The organism is Enterobacter cloacae complex sp. IR5450 (assembly GCF_049238665.1).
In the GTDB taxonomy this organism is placed as follows: Bacteria; Pseudomonadota; Gammaproteobacteria; order Enterobacterales; family Enterobacteriaceae; genus Enterobacter; species Enterobacter hormaechei_C.
Window position 1 is genome coordinate 69,323 of record NZ_JBMKIC010000008.1, and the last position, 15,122, is coordinate 84,444.

Sequence of the window (15,122 nt, forward strand, 5' to 3'; positions counted from 1 at the left end):
TAAATAATCACCTTTGACCGCATTCACCGGAGCGCTTATGCAACAGATCGCGATCGCCAAACCCTATCGTCACTTGAAAGTGGGTTACTTCAGAAAACGTCATGAAGACCGTAAAACGAAAATTCCAAAACGGTACAGCGTACACGCAGCTCTAAGCCTGAAAGGCGACTGGCTTGAACAAGCGGGATTTACCACCAACTCGCAGGTGCGGGTGGGCGTCGAGCACGGAAAAATCATCATTGAATTAATGGCGGAAGATGCCTCGTAAAGTCGTGACTTTTTTCTGCGCCGCACCTTTTTTTCATGCGACAATAGAAGGAACAATCGGCCATTGAGCCGCTCAAAGCGTAATATTTTCAAAGAAATGGATATCATAACTCCATGAGCACAATCGACAATTTCGACGCGCATACGCCAATGATGCAGCAGTACCTGAAGCTGAAGGCACAGCATCCGGAAATTCTGCTGTTTTACCGTATGGGCGATTTTTACGAGCTTTTTTATGATGATGCGAAACGTGCGTCTCAGCTGCTCGACATTTCCCTGACGAAACGTGGCGCGTCGGCAGGCGAGCCCATCCCGATGGCGGGTATCCCGCATCACGCGGTTGAAAACTATCTGGCGAAGCTGGTGAACCAGGGCGAGTCTGTCGCTATCTGCGAACAAATTGGTGACCCGGCCACATCGAAAGGCCCTGTTGAGCGCAAGGTCGTACGCATCGTCACGCCGGGAACCATCAGCGATGAGGCCCTGCTTCAGGAGCGCCAGGATAACCTGCTGGCGGCGATCTGGCAGGATGGTAAAGGGTTTGGCTACGCCACGCTGGATATCAGCTCCGGTCGTTTTCGCCTGAGTGAACCGGCTGACCGTGAAACCATGGCGGCTGAACTACAGCGCACTAATCCGGCAGAACTGCTTTATGCAGAGGATTTCGCCGAGATGGCGCTGATTGAAGGTCGCCGCGGCCTGCGTCGTCGTCCACTGTGGGAGTTCGAAATTGATACCGCGCGCCAGCAGTTGAACCTGCAATTTGGCACGCGCGATTTGATTGGCTTTGGCGTGGAAAACGCCCCGCGCGGGCTGTGTGCCGCAGGCTGCCTGTTGCAGTACGTTAAGGATACGCAACGTACCGCCCTGCCCCATATTCGTTCCATCACCATGGAGCGTCAGCAGGACAGCATCATCATGGATGCCGCCACGCGCCGCAACCTGGAGATCACGCAGAACCTCGCTGGCGGCATGGAAAATACGCTGGCGTCGGTTCTTGACAGCACGGTTACCCCCATGGGCAGCCGTATGCTCAAACGCTGGCTGCATATGCCGATCCGCAATACCGAAACGCTGACTGGCCGCCAGCAAACCATTGCCGCATTGCAGGATCGTTATACCGAATTGCAGCCGGTGCTGCGTCAGGTGGGTGACCTTGAGCGTATCCTTGCGCGCCTGGCCTTGCGTACCGCGCGTCCACGCGATCTCGCCCGTATGCGTCATGCTTTCCAGCAGTTGCCGGAACTGCGCGCTCAGCTGGGAGAGATCGACAGCGCGCCAGTGCAAAAGCTGCGCGAAACCATGGGCGAATTTACCGAGCTTCGCGAACTGCTGGAACGTGCCATCATTGATGCGCCGCCTGTTCTGGCGCGGGATGGCGGGGTTATTGCTCCGGGTTACAACGAAGAGCTGGACGAATGGCGTGCGCTGGCCGATGGCGCGACGGATTATCTGGATAAGCTGGAAATCCGCGAGCGTGAACGTCTGGGGCTCGACACCCTGAAAGTCGGCTACAACGCGGTACACGGTTACTATATCCAGATCAGCCGTGGGCAGAGCCACCTGGCCCCGATTCACTACGTTCGCCGCCAGACGCTGAAAAATGCCGAGCGCTACATTATACCCGAGCTGAAAGAGTACGAAGACAAAGTGCTCACGTCGAAAGGTAAAGCGCTGGCGCTGGAGAAACAGCTGTATGACGAGCTGTTCGACATCCTGATGCCGCACCTGGCTGACCTGCAACTGAGCGCCGCTGCGCTGGCCGAGCTGGATGTCCTGGTAAGCCTGGCTGAGCGCGCCGACACGCTGAATTACACCTGTCCGACCTTTACTGACAAACCCGGCATTCGCATTACCGAAGGCCGCCACCCGGTGGTTGAGCAGGTGCTGAACGAGCCGTTTATTGCCAACCCGTTGAACCTGTCACCGCAGCGAAGAATGCTGATCATTACCGGCCCCAACATGGGCGGTAAAAGTACCTATATGCGCCAGACAGCCCTTATCGCGCTGCTCGCCTACATCGGCAGCTACGTTCCAGCGCAGAAGGTTGAGATTGGCCCTATCGACCGTATCTTCACCCGTGTGGGTGCGGCGGACGATCTGGCGAGCGGTCGCTCTACCTTTATGGTCGAGATGACCGAAACCGCCAACATTCTGCATAACGCGACAGAGAACAGTCTGGTGTTGATGGACGAAGTAGGACGCGGTACCTCCACCTATGACGGCCTGTCTCTGGCCTGGGCGTGCGCGGAAAGTCTGGCAAATAAAATCAAAGCGCTGACACTGTTCGCAACGCACTATTTCGAACTGACACAGCTGCCAGAGAAAATGGAAGGCGTGGCTAACGTCCACCTTGATGCGCTTGAGCACGGCGACACCATCGCCTTTATGCACACGGTGCAGGACGGCGCGGCAAGCAAGAGCTATGGCCTGGCCGTCGCCGCGCTGGCGGGCGTGCCAAAAGAGGTGATTAAGCGCGCGCGTCAGAAATTGCGTGAGCTGGAAAGTTTGTCACCGAATGCGGCAGCTACGCAGATAGATGGTACGCAGATGTCACTGCTGGCGGTGCCGGAAGAGACCTCTCCGGCGGTAGAAGCGCTGGAGAACCTCGACCCGGATTCACTGACGCCGCGTCAGGCGCTGGAGTGGATTTATCGGTTGAAGAGTCTGGTTTAGTTTTCTGCGGTCTTTTGCCCGGTGGCGGCTTCGCCTTACCCGGCCTACAAAACCCGTAGGCCCGGTATGCGTAGCGCCACCGGGCTTTTTTTACAGCAGCGGCGGGATCGTCGGCACCTGCGGTGCTTCATCAATATCCTTCTGGGTCATGCGGAACGCTTCCGGGTAATGCTCGCGGCTGGTACGGCGCAACGGTTCGGTATCGCGCCAGGTATACAGACAGTGCTGACACTGATATACCGTCCAGACACCTTTCACCGGTGATGTTGCCATCACTTCAATATGTTCATCGGCACAACGTGGACAAATCATTTTTTCCTCCTTATTGACGTGCCGCCAGCATCGCGGTCAGTTTTTCGGCCCAGGCTTTGGTTTCAGGGAGATCCTGTACCGGCTGGCTGTAGTGACCACGGTTGTCCGGGGCAACCGGGGTGGTGGCATCAATGATCAGCTTGTCAGTGATCCCCGCCGGGCTGGAGCCGGGGTCAAGCTCGAGCACAGACATATTCGGTAGCTGCACCAGATCGCCTGCCGGATTGACCTTTGATGACAGCGCCCACATCACCTGCGGCAGGTTAAACGGATCGACGTCTTCATCCACCATAATCACCATTTTCACGTAACCCAGACCGTGTGGCGTGGTCATGGCTCGGAGGCCGACCGCACGGGCAAAACCGCCGTAACGCTTTTTAGTGGAGATAATCGCCAGCAAACCGTGGGTGTACATGGCGTTTACCGCCTGCACTTCCGGGAATTCCGACTTTAGCTGCTGATAGAGCGGTACGCAGGTGGCGGGCCCCATCAGATAATCAATCTCGGTCCACGGCATGCCGAGGTAAAGGGATTCGAAAATGGGTTTGGTGCGGTAAGAGACTTTATCAATGCGTACAACCGTCATATTGCGTCCGCCGGAGTAGTGTCCGGTAAACTCACCGAATGGCCCTTCAATTTCACGTTTCCGGCCTTCAATCACCCCTTCGAGGATCACTTCCGACCCCCACGGCACATCGAAACCGGTCAGTGGAGCCGTCGCAATCGGATACGGGCTTTCGCGTAGCGCACCGGCCATCTCATACTCGGATTGATCGTATTTCAGCGGCGTGGCGCCCATCAGGGTGATGATCGGATCGTTACCCAGCGTAATGGCAATAGGCAGGTCTTCGCCGCGCTCTTCTGCCTTATGCAGATGCAGCGCGATATCATGCATCGGCACCGGTTGCAGGCCGAGCTTACGCTTGCCCTTCACTTCCATACGGTAGATCCCGACGTTCTGTTTGCCGAAGTGATCGGGGTCGAGCGGATCGCGGGAGACAACGCACGCTTTATCGAGATAAAAGCCTCCGTCACCGTCGTTCAGGCGGAACAGCGGCAGAATGTCGAACAGGTTGATGTCTTCCCCGTCCACCGTGTTCTGCGCCCAGGCCGGATTTGCACGACGCTCTGGCGAGACGGGGAATTTGTCCCAGCGACGAATAAACTCGTCGATCTGTTTTTTCACCGGGGTATTCGCTGGCAGCCCCATCGAAATAGCGTGGTTTTGCCACGAGCCGATAGTGTTCATCACCACACGGGCATCGGTGAAGCCGCGAATATTATCGAACCACAGCGCAGGCGCACCATCGCCAATGCGTCCGGTCGCGTTGGCGGCCGCCGCCAGATCCGGCTCGGCGTTAACCTCTTCCTCAATTTTCAGCAGTTGCCCTTGCTCATCGAGCGCCTGCAGGAAGCTTCTCAAATCATCAAATGCCATCTTTATTCTCCTGTGAAAAATGTTTCGCTGCCTGCAAACCTTCCCAGCGTCGGGCTTTTTTATGCTCCAGACCAAACTGGTCGAGAACACGGGTCACGATATGCTGGGTAATGTCATCGGCGGTTTGCGGGTGGTTGTAGTACGCAGGCATAGGCGGCACCATCGCCACGCCCATACGGGAAAGAGCAAGCATGTTCTCGAGATGGATGGTGCTGAGCGGCGTCTCACGGGGAATCAGCACCAGCTTGCGCCCCTCTTTCAACACTACGTCTGCCGCACGCCCTACCAGCCCTTCGGCGTAGCCCGCGCGGATACCCGCCAGCGTTTTCATGCTGCACGGGATGACGATCATGCCGTCGGTGCGAAACGAGCCGGAGGAGATGGTGGCAGCCTGATCGGCCGGGCTATGGACGACATCCGCCAGTGCAGCAACGTCATGCGCAGTGAAGGGCGTTTCCAGCTCAATCGTGGTTTTTGCCCACTTCGACATCACCAGGTGCGTTTCCACCTCCGGCATTTCCCGCAGCGCCTGTAACAACGCCACGCCTAATGGCGCACCCGTCGCGCCCGTCATTCCCACAATCAATCTCATTCAGCACCTCAATTAACTTGTTCGTATACGAACATATTAATTAAACTACGCCTTGATCCTGCTGCTGACAAGATCGTTCGCATACGATCACACTAATCGCTAAAAAACTCTCGCGTTAAAATTCAGCCCAAGAGCGGCTATCATAGAGGGAGTATTTTTCCGTCGGAGTGTCCATGGAGTTAAGACAAGAAGCTTTCCACCTGCTACGTCAGCTTTTTCAACAGCATACCGCCCAGTGGCAGCACGCATTGCCCGAACTGACCAAGCCACAATATGCGGTGATGCGGTCAATTGCTGAAAATCCTGGTATTGAGCAGGTTGCCCTGACTGAAGTCGCGGTGAGCACCAAAGCGACGCTGGCAGAAATGCTGAGCCGCATGGAAGCACGCGGCCTGGTCAGGCGCGAGCACGATCCGGCAGACAAACGCCGTCGGTTTGTCTTTCTGACTGCCGAAGGTGAGGCCCTGCTTGAGAGCAGTAAACCGATTGGAAATGAGGTGGATGAGGTATTTCTGGGGCGCCTTAACGGCGCGGAACGAGAGCAATTTTCAGCGCTCATTAAAAAAATGATGCAGGGTTAAGTCACCCTGACGCGCATAAAATCAATAAATGTTCGCACTTTCGCGGGCACATGCCGGGCATCGGGATAAACGGCATAGATGCCCTGCTGAGCAAACGTGTACGCCGGTAACAGCGAGACCAGTTCCCCCGCATCCAGTGCGTTACGCACCAGCCACTCCGGCAGCAGCGCCACTCCACATCCCGCGAGGGCAAAAGCCATCAGCGCCTGGGCGCTGTCTGCATACAGGCGCGGCGCTTTCTTGATCTCAAAGGAAACCGGATGTCCATCAACACCTCTTACCTGCCAGCGCAGCGGCGACGTTAAACGCTCGTGAATGATCCAGTCCGCTTCCGCCAGTTGTTCCAGCGAGTCAACCGGATGGTTTGCCAGCCAGCCTGGCGTTGCCACGGGCAGGATGGTGAAGGAGGTCATCAACGCGGCGTGGTAGCGCGAATCTGCAAGCGTGCCGAGCCGGATAGCGACATCGAAGCGCTCGGCGATAAGATCGGCATGCAAAGAGGACGAGACATGCCGCACGCGAAGGTCCGGGTGCAACTGGCTAAATTCAGCCAGCAAAGGCACCACCACCTGCGAGCCATATTCGGGCGTGGTGGTGATCCGCAGTTCTCCCGTCAGCCCGGCGTGGTTGGCGCGAACGTCATCCTGCAATCGCTCTGCATCCCGTAACAGCATCACGCTTCGTTGATGAAAGAGCTTCCCCGCCTCGGTCAGCGTCAGGCGTCGGGTGGTTCGCAGCAACAGGGTGACGCCCAGCTCCTCTTCAAGCTGACGAATATGAAAGCTGACCACCGCTTTTGTCAGCCCCATCGCCTCCGCCGCGGCGGTGAAACTGCCGGTGTCCGCTACGGCGATAAACATTGCCGTACGCTGTAAATTAAGCATCGCTTGCCTGGTTAACTGTCAAAATAATGTTGACAGTATATCGTGGTTTGTCGCGTTTATCCGTAACGCGCGGGCCGATACGATACGCCACCTCACCGGAGGAACTTCCATGACGTATCGCAGCAAAATCGCCGTCGTCTTTCTGCTCGGCTTTTTCCTTGATTTGATAAACATGTTTATTGCCAGCGTCGCCTTTCCGGCGATGGCTCGCGCTTTCAATACCACACCTTCCGCGCTTGCCTGGGTAAGTAACGGATACATTGCCGGGCTGACGCTAGTCATCCCTTTCAGCAGTATCCTGACGCGCCGCGTCGGGCCGAAGCGCGTTATCCTGCTCTCACTGCTTCTCTTTAGCGCGGCCTCCGTTGCGGCGGGTCTCTCATCTTCGCTGGAAAGTCTGATTGCCTGGCGAGTCGTGCAGGGCGCCGGAGGGGGGTTACTGATCCCGGTTGGTCAGGCGCTGACCTGGCAACAGTTTAAGCCTCATGAGCGGGCCAGACTCTCCTCGGCGGTGATGCTGGTCGCACTGCTTGCCCCCGCGTGCTCACCGGCTGTGGGCGGTATGCTGGTTCAGACATTCAGCTGGCGCTGGATATTTTTTGCCACCCTGCCCGTCGTCATTGTCACCTTTGCTTTGGCCTGCGCGTGGCTTAAAACAGAACCGTCGCCGATAACCCCCACCAGGACAGTAAACCTGTCTTTGCTGACGGATCCGCTGTTGCGCTTATCCATGCTTATCTATGTGTGCGTACCCGGCATTTTTATCGGCGTGAACGTAACGGGCATGTATTACCTCCAGAGCGAGGCCAATATGACACCCGCCGCAACGGGCATGCTTATGCTGCCGTGGTCTGTGGCTTCGTTTTTGGCTATCACCGCGACAGGACGCTATTTCAACCGTATCGGCCCCCGGCCGCTGGTGGTCATCGGTTGCCTTTTGCAGGCGACGGGCATTCTGCTTTTAGTTAACGTCGGCCCGGCAATGCTGCTACCTGCCGTTGCGTTTGCGCTGATGGGCGCGGGGGGAAGCCTTTGCAGCAGTACGGCTCAGAGCAGCGCGTTTTTGACGATGCGACCGGAAAATATGCCTGATGCCAGCGCGCTATGGAATCTGAATCGTCAGTTGAGCTTTTTTGCGGGTGCCCTGCTGCTGGCGCAGGCGCTGAGCTTCATGCAGGCTTATCTCTCGCAGCTGGCAGCCTGGCACGGGATGTTTGTTTTTGCCGCAGTCATCACTCTACTGCCCGTACTGTACGTCTACCGTCTTAACAACACGCAGTTACTTGCGCAACTGCAACAGGAGCAATCATGACCCATTTCGAACAAGAGATCCTCGACATTCACGTCGCCCTTGAAAACTGGTTAGGTGCAGGCGAAGGCAATCGGGACGCCCTGCTCGCCCGTTTCCGTCCGGATTTTCTGATGGTTCCACCGAGTGGCAACCCGTTAGATCATCACGCGCTTGCCCAATTTTTAAATGCGCAGCGGGGAACCCGACCCGGGCTCAGGATCGGTATTGATGCGTTAACAACGCTTCAGACATGGGACAACGGCGCGGTGCTCCATTACCGGGAGACGCAAACCCGGCCAGGCCAGCCCGTCAACGTGCGCTGGTCAACCGCGGTGCTTAATCAGGAAGGGGATAACATCACCTGGCGTTTGCTGCACGAAACGGCGCAGCCGTAAGGCATAAAAAAGGCCCGTCTCACGACGGGCCTTTTCTGACGAATGGTTGCTTACTCGCGGAACAGCGCTTCGATATTCAGACCTTGCCCTTGCAGGATTTCACGCAGGCGGCGTAGGCCTTCAACCTGAATCTGACGAACACGTTCACGGGTCAGGCCAATCTCACGGCCGACATCTTCCAGTGTCGCAGCTTCATACCCCAGTAAACCGAAACGACGTGCCAGCACCTCACGCTGTTTGGCGTTCAGTTCGAACAGCCATTTGACAATGCTCTGTTTCATGTCATCGTCCTGCGTGGTGTCTTCCGGGCCGTTGTCTTTTTCATCGGCCAGGATGTCCAGCAGCGCTTTTTCGGAGTCGCCACCCAGCGGGGTGTCAACCGAGGTAATGCGCTCGTTGAGACGCAGCATACGGCTTACGTCATCAACCGGTTTGTCGAGTTGCTCTGCGATCTCTTCCGCACTTGGCTCGTGGTCCAGTTTATGGGACAACTCGCGCGCGGTACGCAGATAAACATTCAACTCTTTGACGATGTGGATCGGCAGTCGAATCGTACGGGTCTGGTTCATAATAGCCCGTTCGATGGTCTGACGAATCCACCAGGTCGCGTAGGTTGAGAAACGGAACCCGCGTTCCGGGTCAAACTTCTCAACTGCGCGGATGAGACCTAAGTTGCCCTCTTCAATCAGATCCAGCAGAGCCAGACCACGATTGCCGTAACGGCGGGCAATTTTCACGACCAGTCGCAGGTTACTTTCGATCATGCGACGACGCGAGGCAACATCACCACGCAAAGCACGACGTGCGAAATAGACTTCTTCTTCGGCCGTTAGCAGTGGGGAGTAACCAATCTCCCCAAGGTAAAGCTGAGTCGCGTCCAGCACACGCTGTGTGGCACCCTGCGATAACAGCTCTTCTTCAGCCAAATCGTTATCACTGGGTTCCTCTTCTACTAAGGCTTTTTCGTCAAAAGCCTCTGCTCCGTTCTCATCAAATTCCGCGTCTTCATTTAAATCATGAACTTTCAGCGTATTCTGACTCATAAGGTGGCTCCTACCCGTGATCCCTGGACGAGACACCCTGGCTGGCATGCCCCGTCAATTTATCGCTGCGGTAAATATTGCAGCGGGTTTACGGATTTCCCCTTGTAACGAATTTCAAAATGCAAGCGTGTAGAACTGGTTCCGGTGCTACCCATGGTAGCGATTTTTTGCCCCGCCTTAACTTCTTGTTGTTCCCGGACCAGCATTGTGTCGTTATGGGCGTAGGCACTCAGGTAATCATCATTATGTTTGATGATAATAAGATTACCGTAACCGCGCAGTGCGTTACCGGCATAGACAACGCGTCCGTCTGCGGTCGCGATGATTGCCTGTCCTTTACTGCCTGCGATATCGATCCCTTTGTTGCCCCCCTCAGAGGTAGCGAAGTTCTCGATGATCTTGCCGTCAGTTGGCCAACGCCAGGTGGTAATTGACGAGCTGGCATTCTGACTGCTTGCAGTCGGTACAGTAGAGCTAACCACAGGTGCCGTAGTCGGTGCTGTGACAACAGTCGCAGTACCTTTATTATTCGGCAACATTTTGTTAGCACTCTGATCACCTGAATCCTCAGAATACGTAATTACAGGTTGTGAAGCAACCACCGTGGTGGTTTTTTGTGCAGGGGTGACGCTGTTATTTTGCGCAGTTACGTCGGCTGCTGAAACGGTGTTGCCTGGCGTAAGCGGTGTCCCCGTCGCGTTGCCAACCTGAAGCGTTTGCCCGACTTCCAGAGCATACGGGGCCTGGACGTTGTTTCGCTGTGCCAGATCGCGGAAATCGTTCCCGGTGATCCAGGCAATATAGAACAGCGTATCGCCGCGCTTCACGGTATAGGTACTGCCGCCGGTATAGCTACCTTTCGGAATGTTCCCATACTTACGGTTATACACTATGCGGCCATTTTCAGTCTGAACAGGCTGTTCCACTGGCTGTATCTGCGTAGGCTGCGTAACTGGACGCTGAACCGGCTGGATCTGCGGCGTTTGCTGCGCCGTTGAGGTACCCATTTTAGGCGGAGGGGTAATCAACATTCCGCTGGACGTGTTACCCGAGCCGCTGGTTCCATTAACGGAACTGACGGGCGCAGGCGCGTTATTTGAACTTGTACAGCCTGCCAGCCAGAGCGAAACCAGTGATAATGCCGCAACACGGCTGATGGTGAATTTTGGGCTTCCCGCGCTCATTTATCCCCCAGGAATGTGTTAACTACCAGTGACTTAAAAATAACCGTGATGGCACGAACCTATCGCGCCACACCATACGCTGAATTTGCCTTAATAACCCTGGAAAAATCCGAGTCTCAGGCCAGCTCGCCCTTAACCAGGGGCACAAAGCGTACGGCTTCCACGGTATCGATAATAAACTCGCCGCCGCGTCGACGAACGCGCTTTAAAAGCTGCTGCTCATCGCCGACGGGCAAAACAAGAATGCCGCCCTCGTCCAGCTGCGAGAGAAGTGCAGCGGGGATTTCAGGTGGCGCTGCCGTGACAATGATGGCGTCAAACGGGGCGCGAGCCTGCCAACCCTGCCATCCATCGCCGTGGCGTGTCGATACGTTATGTAAATCAAGCTGTTTCAGGCGACGGCGCGCCTGCCACTGCAACCCTTTAATCCGTTCCACGGAACAGACATGGTGCACAAGGTGGGCCAGGATCGCGGTCTGATACCCTGAACCGGTGCCAATTTCCAGCACCCGGGAGTCTGGCGTTAACTCCAGAAGCTCCGTCATACGCGCCACCATGTAGGGCTGCGAAATCGTCTGGCCTTGCCCGATGGGCAGCGCCACGTTTTCCCACGCTTTGTGTTCAAACGCCTCATCTACAAACTTCTCACGGGGAACCTGGGCAAGCGCATCCAGCACCTGCTCGTTGGCAATCCCCTGTGCGCGTAATTGTTCCAGAAGAGTTTGTACACGTTTACTTACCATTGCGCGTTTACTCCGACCCGATCTAACCAGTCCGACACCACATCATGCGCGCTATAAGCGGTTAAATCTACGTGCAACGGCGTAACGGAAACGTAACCCTCATCCACCGCAGCAAAGTCGGTGTCTGGCCCGGCATCGCATTTATCTCCCGGCGGGCCGATCCAGTACAGGGTATTGCCGCGGGGATCCTGCTGGGGAATAACCTGATCGGCCGGGTGGCGACTGCCGCAGCGCGTCACGCGGATCCCTTTAATCTCGTCCAGTGGGAGATCCGGCACGTTAATATTAAGGATACGTCCGGTACGCAGTGGCTCGCGGCCAAGCGCACGGAGAATGGAGCAGGTCACCGCGGCGGCAGTGTCATAGTGGGTGTAGCCGTTTAACGAGACCGCCAGCGCCGGGAAACCCAGGTGACGCCCTTCCATCGCCGCGGCCACGGTGCCGGAGTAAATCACATCATCGCCAAGATTTGGCCCGGCATTGATGCCGGAGACAACAACATCCGGCCGAGGGCGCATCAGCGCATTTACGCCCAAAAACACGCAGTCGGTCGGCGTCCCCATCTGGACGGCAATATCGCCATTCTCAAAGGTAAAGGTGCGAAGTGAAGACTCCAGCGTCAATGAGTTAGACGCGCCACTGCGGTTACGATCGGGAGCCACGACCTGCACATCCGCAAATTCGCGGAGGTGTTTCGCCAGCGTCTGAATACCTGGCGCATGGATCCCGTCATCGTTACTCAGCAATATTCGCATAATCACCCGACGTGTTGATAAGTTCCCTGACAACACTGGTGGCAAAGCTACCTGCCGGCAGCCAGAAGCGTAACTCGACGGTTACGTCATCCCACCAGTTCCAGCTCAGCTGTTGCGGGTAGAGGAGCATCGCACGGCGCGCCGCCTCGACCTTTTCCCGCACCAGCAACGATTGTAATTCTGGCGCATCCGCCACCGCTGACTGCTCAGCGGCCAGCGCCTCACCCTGGGTTCCCCAGTCGCCTGAACCCGGCAAGGCGGCGGTAATCATCAGCGTTTTAGCGTCCACGCGCGACTGGACATCGGCCATCTCATCGGCCGTTGCCACAAACCAGCTTCCGCGTCCCGCTAATTGTAGCGCATCGCCGACAACAACTTGATTCGCGTCCGGTTTTTTCAGCCGTTCGCTCACAATCTGATTAAACAACGCACTGCGGGCCGCCGACAACCAAAAACTGCGTTTATTACGATCGCGCACCGGTGCACCGCTTTGCGCCCAGCGCAGCGCACCCAGCAGGTTGCTGCCACCAATGCCAAAGCGCTGTGCGCCGAAATAGTTTGGCACGCCGCGTTCGTTAATGGCCTTCAGGCGTTTTTCAACGTCTTCGCGTTCGGTCACTTCGCGCAACACCAGAGTAAAGGCATTGCCTTTTAACGCTCCCAGACGCAATTTGCGTTTATGGCGGGCGTACTCCAGTACCTTACAGCCCTCAAGCTCAAATTTGCTTAAATCGGGCATGCCGTTGCCGGGCACGCGGGCGCAAAGCCACTGTTCGGTCACGGCATGTTTATCTTTTTGACCGGCAAAGCTCACTTCGCGGGCGTGAATATTGAGGAATTTTGCCAGCGCGTCCGCCACGAAGCGGGTGTTGCAGCCGTTTTTCAGAATGCGCACCAGGATGTGCTCGCCTTCGCCGTCCGGCTCAAAACCGAGATCTTCCACTACCACGAAATCTTCAGGGTTGGCTTTCAGCAGCCCCTTGCCCTGCGGTTCACCGTGCAGATACGTCAGGTTGTCGAAATCCGTCATTTGGCCGCCTTCACCAGCAGCGCCACGGCTTCACAGGCAATGCCTTCGCCACGACCGGTAAAGCCCAGCTTCTCCGTGGTGGTCGCTTTGACGTTGACGTCGTCCATATGGCAACCCAGATCTTCAGCGATAAACACGCGCATCTGAGGGATGTGCGGCAGCATCTTCGGTGCCTGAGCAATGATCGTCACATCAACGTTGCCAAGGGTGTAGCCTTTGGCCTGAATACGACGCCAGGCTTCGCGCAGGAGTTCGCGGCTGTCTGCGCCTTTAAAAGCAGGATCGGTGTCCGGGAACAGTTTGCCAATGTCGCCCAGCGCGGCGGCACCCAGCAGCGCGTCGGTCAGCGCATGCAGCGCCACGTCGCCATCAGAATGCGCCAGCAGACCTTTTTCGTAAGGAATGCGCACGCCGCCAATGATAATTGGGCCAACGCCGCCAAAGGCGTGTACATCAAAACCGTGTCCAATACGCATTATGCCTTCTCCTGAGGGGTCGTACGGGTAAGATAAAATTCCGCGAGCTGTAAGTCTTCCGGGCGCGTCACTTTTATATTATCAGCGCGCCCTTCAACAAGCGTGGGGTGGAAACCGCAATACTCCAGCGCCGAGGCTTCGTCCGTAATGGTCGCACCTTCTTTAAGCGCACGCGTTAAGCAGTCGTGGAGTAATTCGCGGGGAAAAAATTGTGGCGTCAGCGCGTGCCAGAGATCGACGCGCTCGACGGTGTGGGCAATCGCCGGTTTACCCGGTTCGGCACGCTTCATGGTGTCACGCACCGGGGCGGCCAGAATGCCGCCCACGTTACTGGTTTCGCTCAGGGCCAGCAGACGTGACAGATCGTCGTGATGCAGACAGGGACGCGCGGCATCGTGCACCAGCACCCACTGCGCGTTCCCGGCAGCCTGAATGCCCGCCAGAACGGAGTCAGCCCGCTCTGCGCCGCCGTCAACGACGGTAATCTGAGGGTGATTCGCCAGCGGGAGCTGAGCAAAACGTGCATCGCCGGGGCTGATGGCAATAACAACGCGTTTCACCCGAGAATGCGCCAGCAGCGCCGCCACGGCGTGCTCGAGGATCGTTTTATCGCCAATTGAGAGGTACTGCTTAGGACATTCTGTCTGCATGCGCCGGCCAAAACCTGCGGCCGGCACCACGGCACAGACGTCCGAAAAAGTTGCTGCCATGTCGTAATCCTGGGCCTGATTATCGATTGTTTTGTGCGGAGCCCTGATTGCGTTTAGACGCATCCGGAACCAGGCGATAAAACGTTTCGCCCGGCTTAGTCATACTGAGTTCATTGCGTGCGCGCTCCTCAATCGCCTCCTGGCCGCCATTGAGGTCATCAATTTCAGCAAAAAGTTGATCGTTACGCGCTTTAAGTTTGGCGTTTGTCGCCTGCTGTGCCGCGACGTCATCGCTCACCCGGCTGTAGTCGTGCAGTCCGTTTTTGCCGAACCACAGCGAATATTGCAGCCAGACCAGCAAAGCCAGCAACAGCAGCGTTAGTTTACCCATCCTGCCCCCTGAAAAAACGGCATCATCATCCCATAACTTTCCGCTGGACTCTACTGCGGGGTTTTAATTATGCCGTAAGTTAGCCCATCAGCCATAAAAACAGCAGGCCAAAGATGACCACAACGGTGGCGATAGTGATGAGCGTACTATACAGGAGCTTGCCGTTGAAAAGGGAGTGCAGCGCCACGCCCACAACCACCGCAACGGGCATCAGCGCGAGGAAGAAAGGCCAGGTATAGAGGAAGAAAAAGAGGGTGTTTCCACCGTAGATCAAAAACGGGATACCCAGCGCCAGTAGCCACGACACAAAGCCGACAATCGCCCCAGGGAAGGACCAGGTCGTCTCGTCGTCGGTCGTTAACGGTTCCGACCCGGTGGTAATCATGTAGTTTTCACTGTTGCGCATAGCTAATC

At 56.4% G+C, this 15,122-nt stretch carries 19 protein-coding genes; 6 read left to right on the forward strand and 13 right to left on the reverse strand.

Translation table 11 applies throughout. The annotated features are described in order from the left end of the window. Nucleotides 1–37: 37 nt before the first annotated feature. Entirely contained in the window at nt 38–268 is a 231-nt protein-coding gene (locus ACOTYB_RS09070; RefSeq protein WP_045335710.1) for a SymE family type I addiction module toxin, read from the forward strand. A 113-nt stretch (nt 269–381) separates the two neighbouring features. Next, nucleotides 382–2,943 carry a DNA mismatch repair protein MutS gene (mutS, locus tag ACOTYB_RS09075; protein ID WP_409248825.1) on the forward strand — a complete coding sequence of 854 codons (2,562 nt, stop codon included), beginning with the start codon at nt 382–384 and terminating at the stop codon, nt 2,941–2,943. A gap of 90 nt (nt 2,944–3,033) precedes the next feature. On the opposite strand, the gene ACOTYB_RS09080 is transcribed toward mutS, so the two are convergent. The 3 genes from ACOTYB_RS09080 to ACOTYB_RS09090 are packed head-to-tail and all read right to left on the reverse strand — an operon-like array spanning nt 3,034 to nt 5,285. Beyond that, on the reverse strand, nt 3,034–3,255 hold the full coding sequence (locus ACOTYB_RS09080; RefSeq protein WP_003862116.1) for a non-oxidative hydroxyarylic acid decarboxylases subunit D: 222 nt from the start codon (nt 3,253–3,255) through the stop codon (nt 3,034–3,036). A gap of 10 nt (nt 3,256–3,265) precedes the next feature. Further along, entirely contained in the window at nt 3,266–4,693 is a 1,428-nt protein-coding gene (locus ACOTYB_RS09085; protein WP_023314736.1) for a non-oxidative hydroxyarylic acid decarboxylases subunit C, read from the reverse strand. Then, nucleotides 4,683–5,285 carry a non-oxidative hydroxyarylic acid decarboxylases subunit B gene (locus tag ACOTYB_RS09090; RefSeq protein WP_023323673.1) on the reverse strand — a complete coding sequence of 201 codons (603 nt, stop codon included), beginning with the start codon at nt 5,283–5,285 and terminating at the stop codon, nt 4,683–4,685. Before ACOTYB_RS09090 ends, ACOTYB_RS09085 begins: the two co-directional genes overlap by 11 nt. A 173-nt stretch (nt 5,286–5,458) precedes the next feature. Here ACOTYB_RS09090 and ACOTYB_RS09095 point away from each other — a divergent pair, with 173 nt between their 5' ends. Next, nucleotides 5,459–5,866, forward strand: a complete 408-nt coding sequence (locus tag ACOTYB_RS09095; RefSeq protein ID WP_220153306.1) for a MarR family winged helix-turn-helix transcriptional regulator — start codon at nt 5,459–5,461, stop codon at nt 5,864–5,866. Here ACOTYB_RS09095 and ACOTYB_RS09100 read toward each other — a convergent pair. Further along, a complete protein-coding gene (locus ACOTYB_RS09100; protein ID WP_003862107.1) occupies nt 5,863–6,750 on the reverse strand; it encodes a LysR family transcriptional regulator in 888 nt (295 codons plus the stop codon). The genes ACOTYB_RS09095 and ACOTYB_RS09100 overlap by 4 nt on opposite strands. A 109-nt stretch (nt 6,751–6,859) precedes the next feature. On the opposite strand from ACOTYB_RS09100, the gene ACOTYB_RS09105 reads away from it, so the two are divergent. Both ACOTYB_RS09105 and ACOTYB_RS09110 read left to right on the forward strand, forming a co-directional pair. Continuing rightward, nucleotides 6,860–8,062, forward strand: a complete 1,203-nt coding sequence (locus ACOTYB_RS09105) for an MFS transporter (RefSeq protein ID WP_045343677.1) — start codon at nt 6,860–6,862, stop codon at nt 8,060–8,062. After that, complete coding sequence (locus ACOTYB_RS09110; RefSeq protein ID WP_003862105.1) at nt 8,059–8,436, forward strand: DUF4440 domain-containing protein; 378 nt, start codon at nt 8,059–8,061, stop codon at nt 8,434–8,436. The genes ACOTYB_RS09105 and ACOTYB_RS09110 overlap by 4 nt, the downstream gene beginning before the upstream one ends. 50 nt (nt 8,437–8,486) lie before the next feature. Here the strand turns inward: ACOTYB_RS09110 and rpoS are convergent, their stop codons facing one another. Both rpoS and nlpD read right to left on the reverse strand, forming a co-directional pair. Continuing rightward, nucleotides 8,487–9,479, reverse strand: coding sequence for an RNA polymerase sigma factor RpoS (gene rpoS, locus ACOTYB_RS09115; RefSeq protein ID WP_013098493.1), 993 nt, complete (start codon nt 9,477–9,479; stop codon nt 8,487–8,489). Nucleotides 9,480–9,538: 59 nt separating this feature from the next. Next, nucleotides 9,539–10,612, reverse strand: a complete 1,074-nt coding sequence (gene nlpD / locus ACOTYB_RS09120) for a murein hydrolase activator NlpD (protein ID WP_306173475.1) — start codon at nt 10,610–10,612, stop codon at nt 9,539–9,541. On the opposite strand from nlpD, the gene ACOTYB_RS09125 reads away from it, so the two are divergent. Further along, nucleotides 10,554–10,685: a peptidase gene (locus ACOTYB_RS09125; protein ID WP_306173474.1), complete on the forward strand. Its 132-nt coding sequence runs from the start codon at nt 10,554–10,556 to the stop codon at nt 10,683–10,685. The genes nlpD and ACOTYB_RS09125 overlap by 59 nt on opposite strands. Before the next feature lie 94 nt (nt 10,686–10,779). Here ACOTYB_RS09125 and ACOTYB_RS09130 read toward each other — a convergent pair whose 3' ends face one another. The 7 genes from ACOTYB_RS09130 to ACOTYB_RS09160 all read right to left on the reverse strand — a co-directional run bounded on the left by ACOTYB_RS09130 (nt 10,780) and on the right by ACOTYB_RS09160 (nt 15,114). Further along, nucleotides 10,780–11,406, reverse strand: coding sequence for a protein-L-isoaspartate(D-aspartate) O-methyltransferase (locus ACOTYB_RS09130; protein ID WP_015571709.1), 627 nt, complete (start codon nt 11,404–11,406; stop codon nt 10,780–10,782). After that, nucleotides 11,400–12,161: a 5'/3'-nucleotidase SurE gene (gene surE / locus ACOTYB_RS09135; RefSeq protein WP_104468730.1), complete on the reverse strand. Its 762-nt coding sequence runs from the start codon at nt 12,159–12,161 to the stop codon at nt 11,400–11,402. The genes ACOTYB_RS09130 and surE overlap by 7 nt, the downstream gene beginning before the upstream one ends. Beyond that, nucleotides 12,142–13,191, reverse strand: a complete 1,050-nt coding sequence (truD, locus tag ACOTYB_RS09140) for a tRNA pseudouridine(13) synthase TruD (protein WP_023323677.1) — start codon at nt 13,189–13,191, stop codon at nt 12,142–12,144. The genes surE and truD overlap by 20 nt, the downstream gene beginning before the upstream one ends. Next, nucleotides 13,188–13,667, reverse strand: a complete 480-nt coding sequence (gene ispF / locus ACOTYB_RS09145; RefSeq protein ID WP_003862097.1) for a 2-C-methyl-D-erythritol 2,4-cyclodiphosphate synthase — start codon at nt 13,665–13,667, stop codon at nt 13,188–13,190. Before ispF ends, truD begins: the two co-directional genes overlap by 4 nt. Beyond that, nucleotides 13,667–14,377, reverse strand: coding sequence for a 2-C-methyl-D-erythritol 4-phosphate cytidylyltransferase (gene ispD / locus ACOTYB_RS09150; protein WP_022651774.1), 711 nt, complete (start codon nt 14,375–14,377; stop codon nt 13,667–13,669). Before ispD ends, ispF begins: the two co-directional genes overlap by 1 nt. 19 nt (nt 14,378–14,396) lie before the next feature. Next, nucleotides 14,397–14,708 (reverse strand): cell division protein FtsB, encoded by a 312-nt coding sequence (gene ftsB, locus ACOTYB_RS09155; RefSeq protein ID WP_003862095.1) that lies wholly within the window; start codon nt 14,706–14,708, stop codon nt 14,397–14,399. A 79-nt stretch (nt 14,709–14,787) separates the two neighbouring features. Continuing rightward, complete coding sequence (locus ACOTYB_RS09160) at nt 14,788–15,114, reverse strand: DUF3561 family protein (protein ID WP_006811767.1); 327 nt, start codon at nt 15,112–15,114, stop codon at nt 14,788–14,790. Nucleotides 15,115–15,122: the final 8 nt, after the last annotated feature.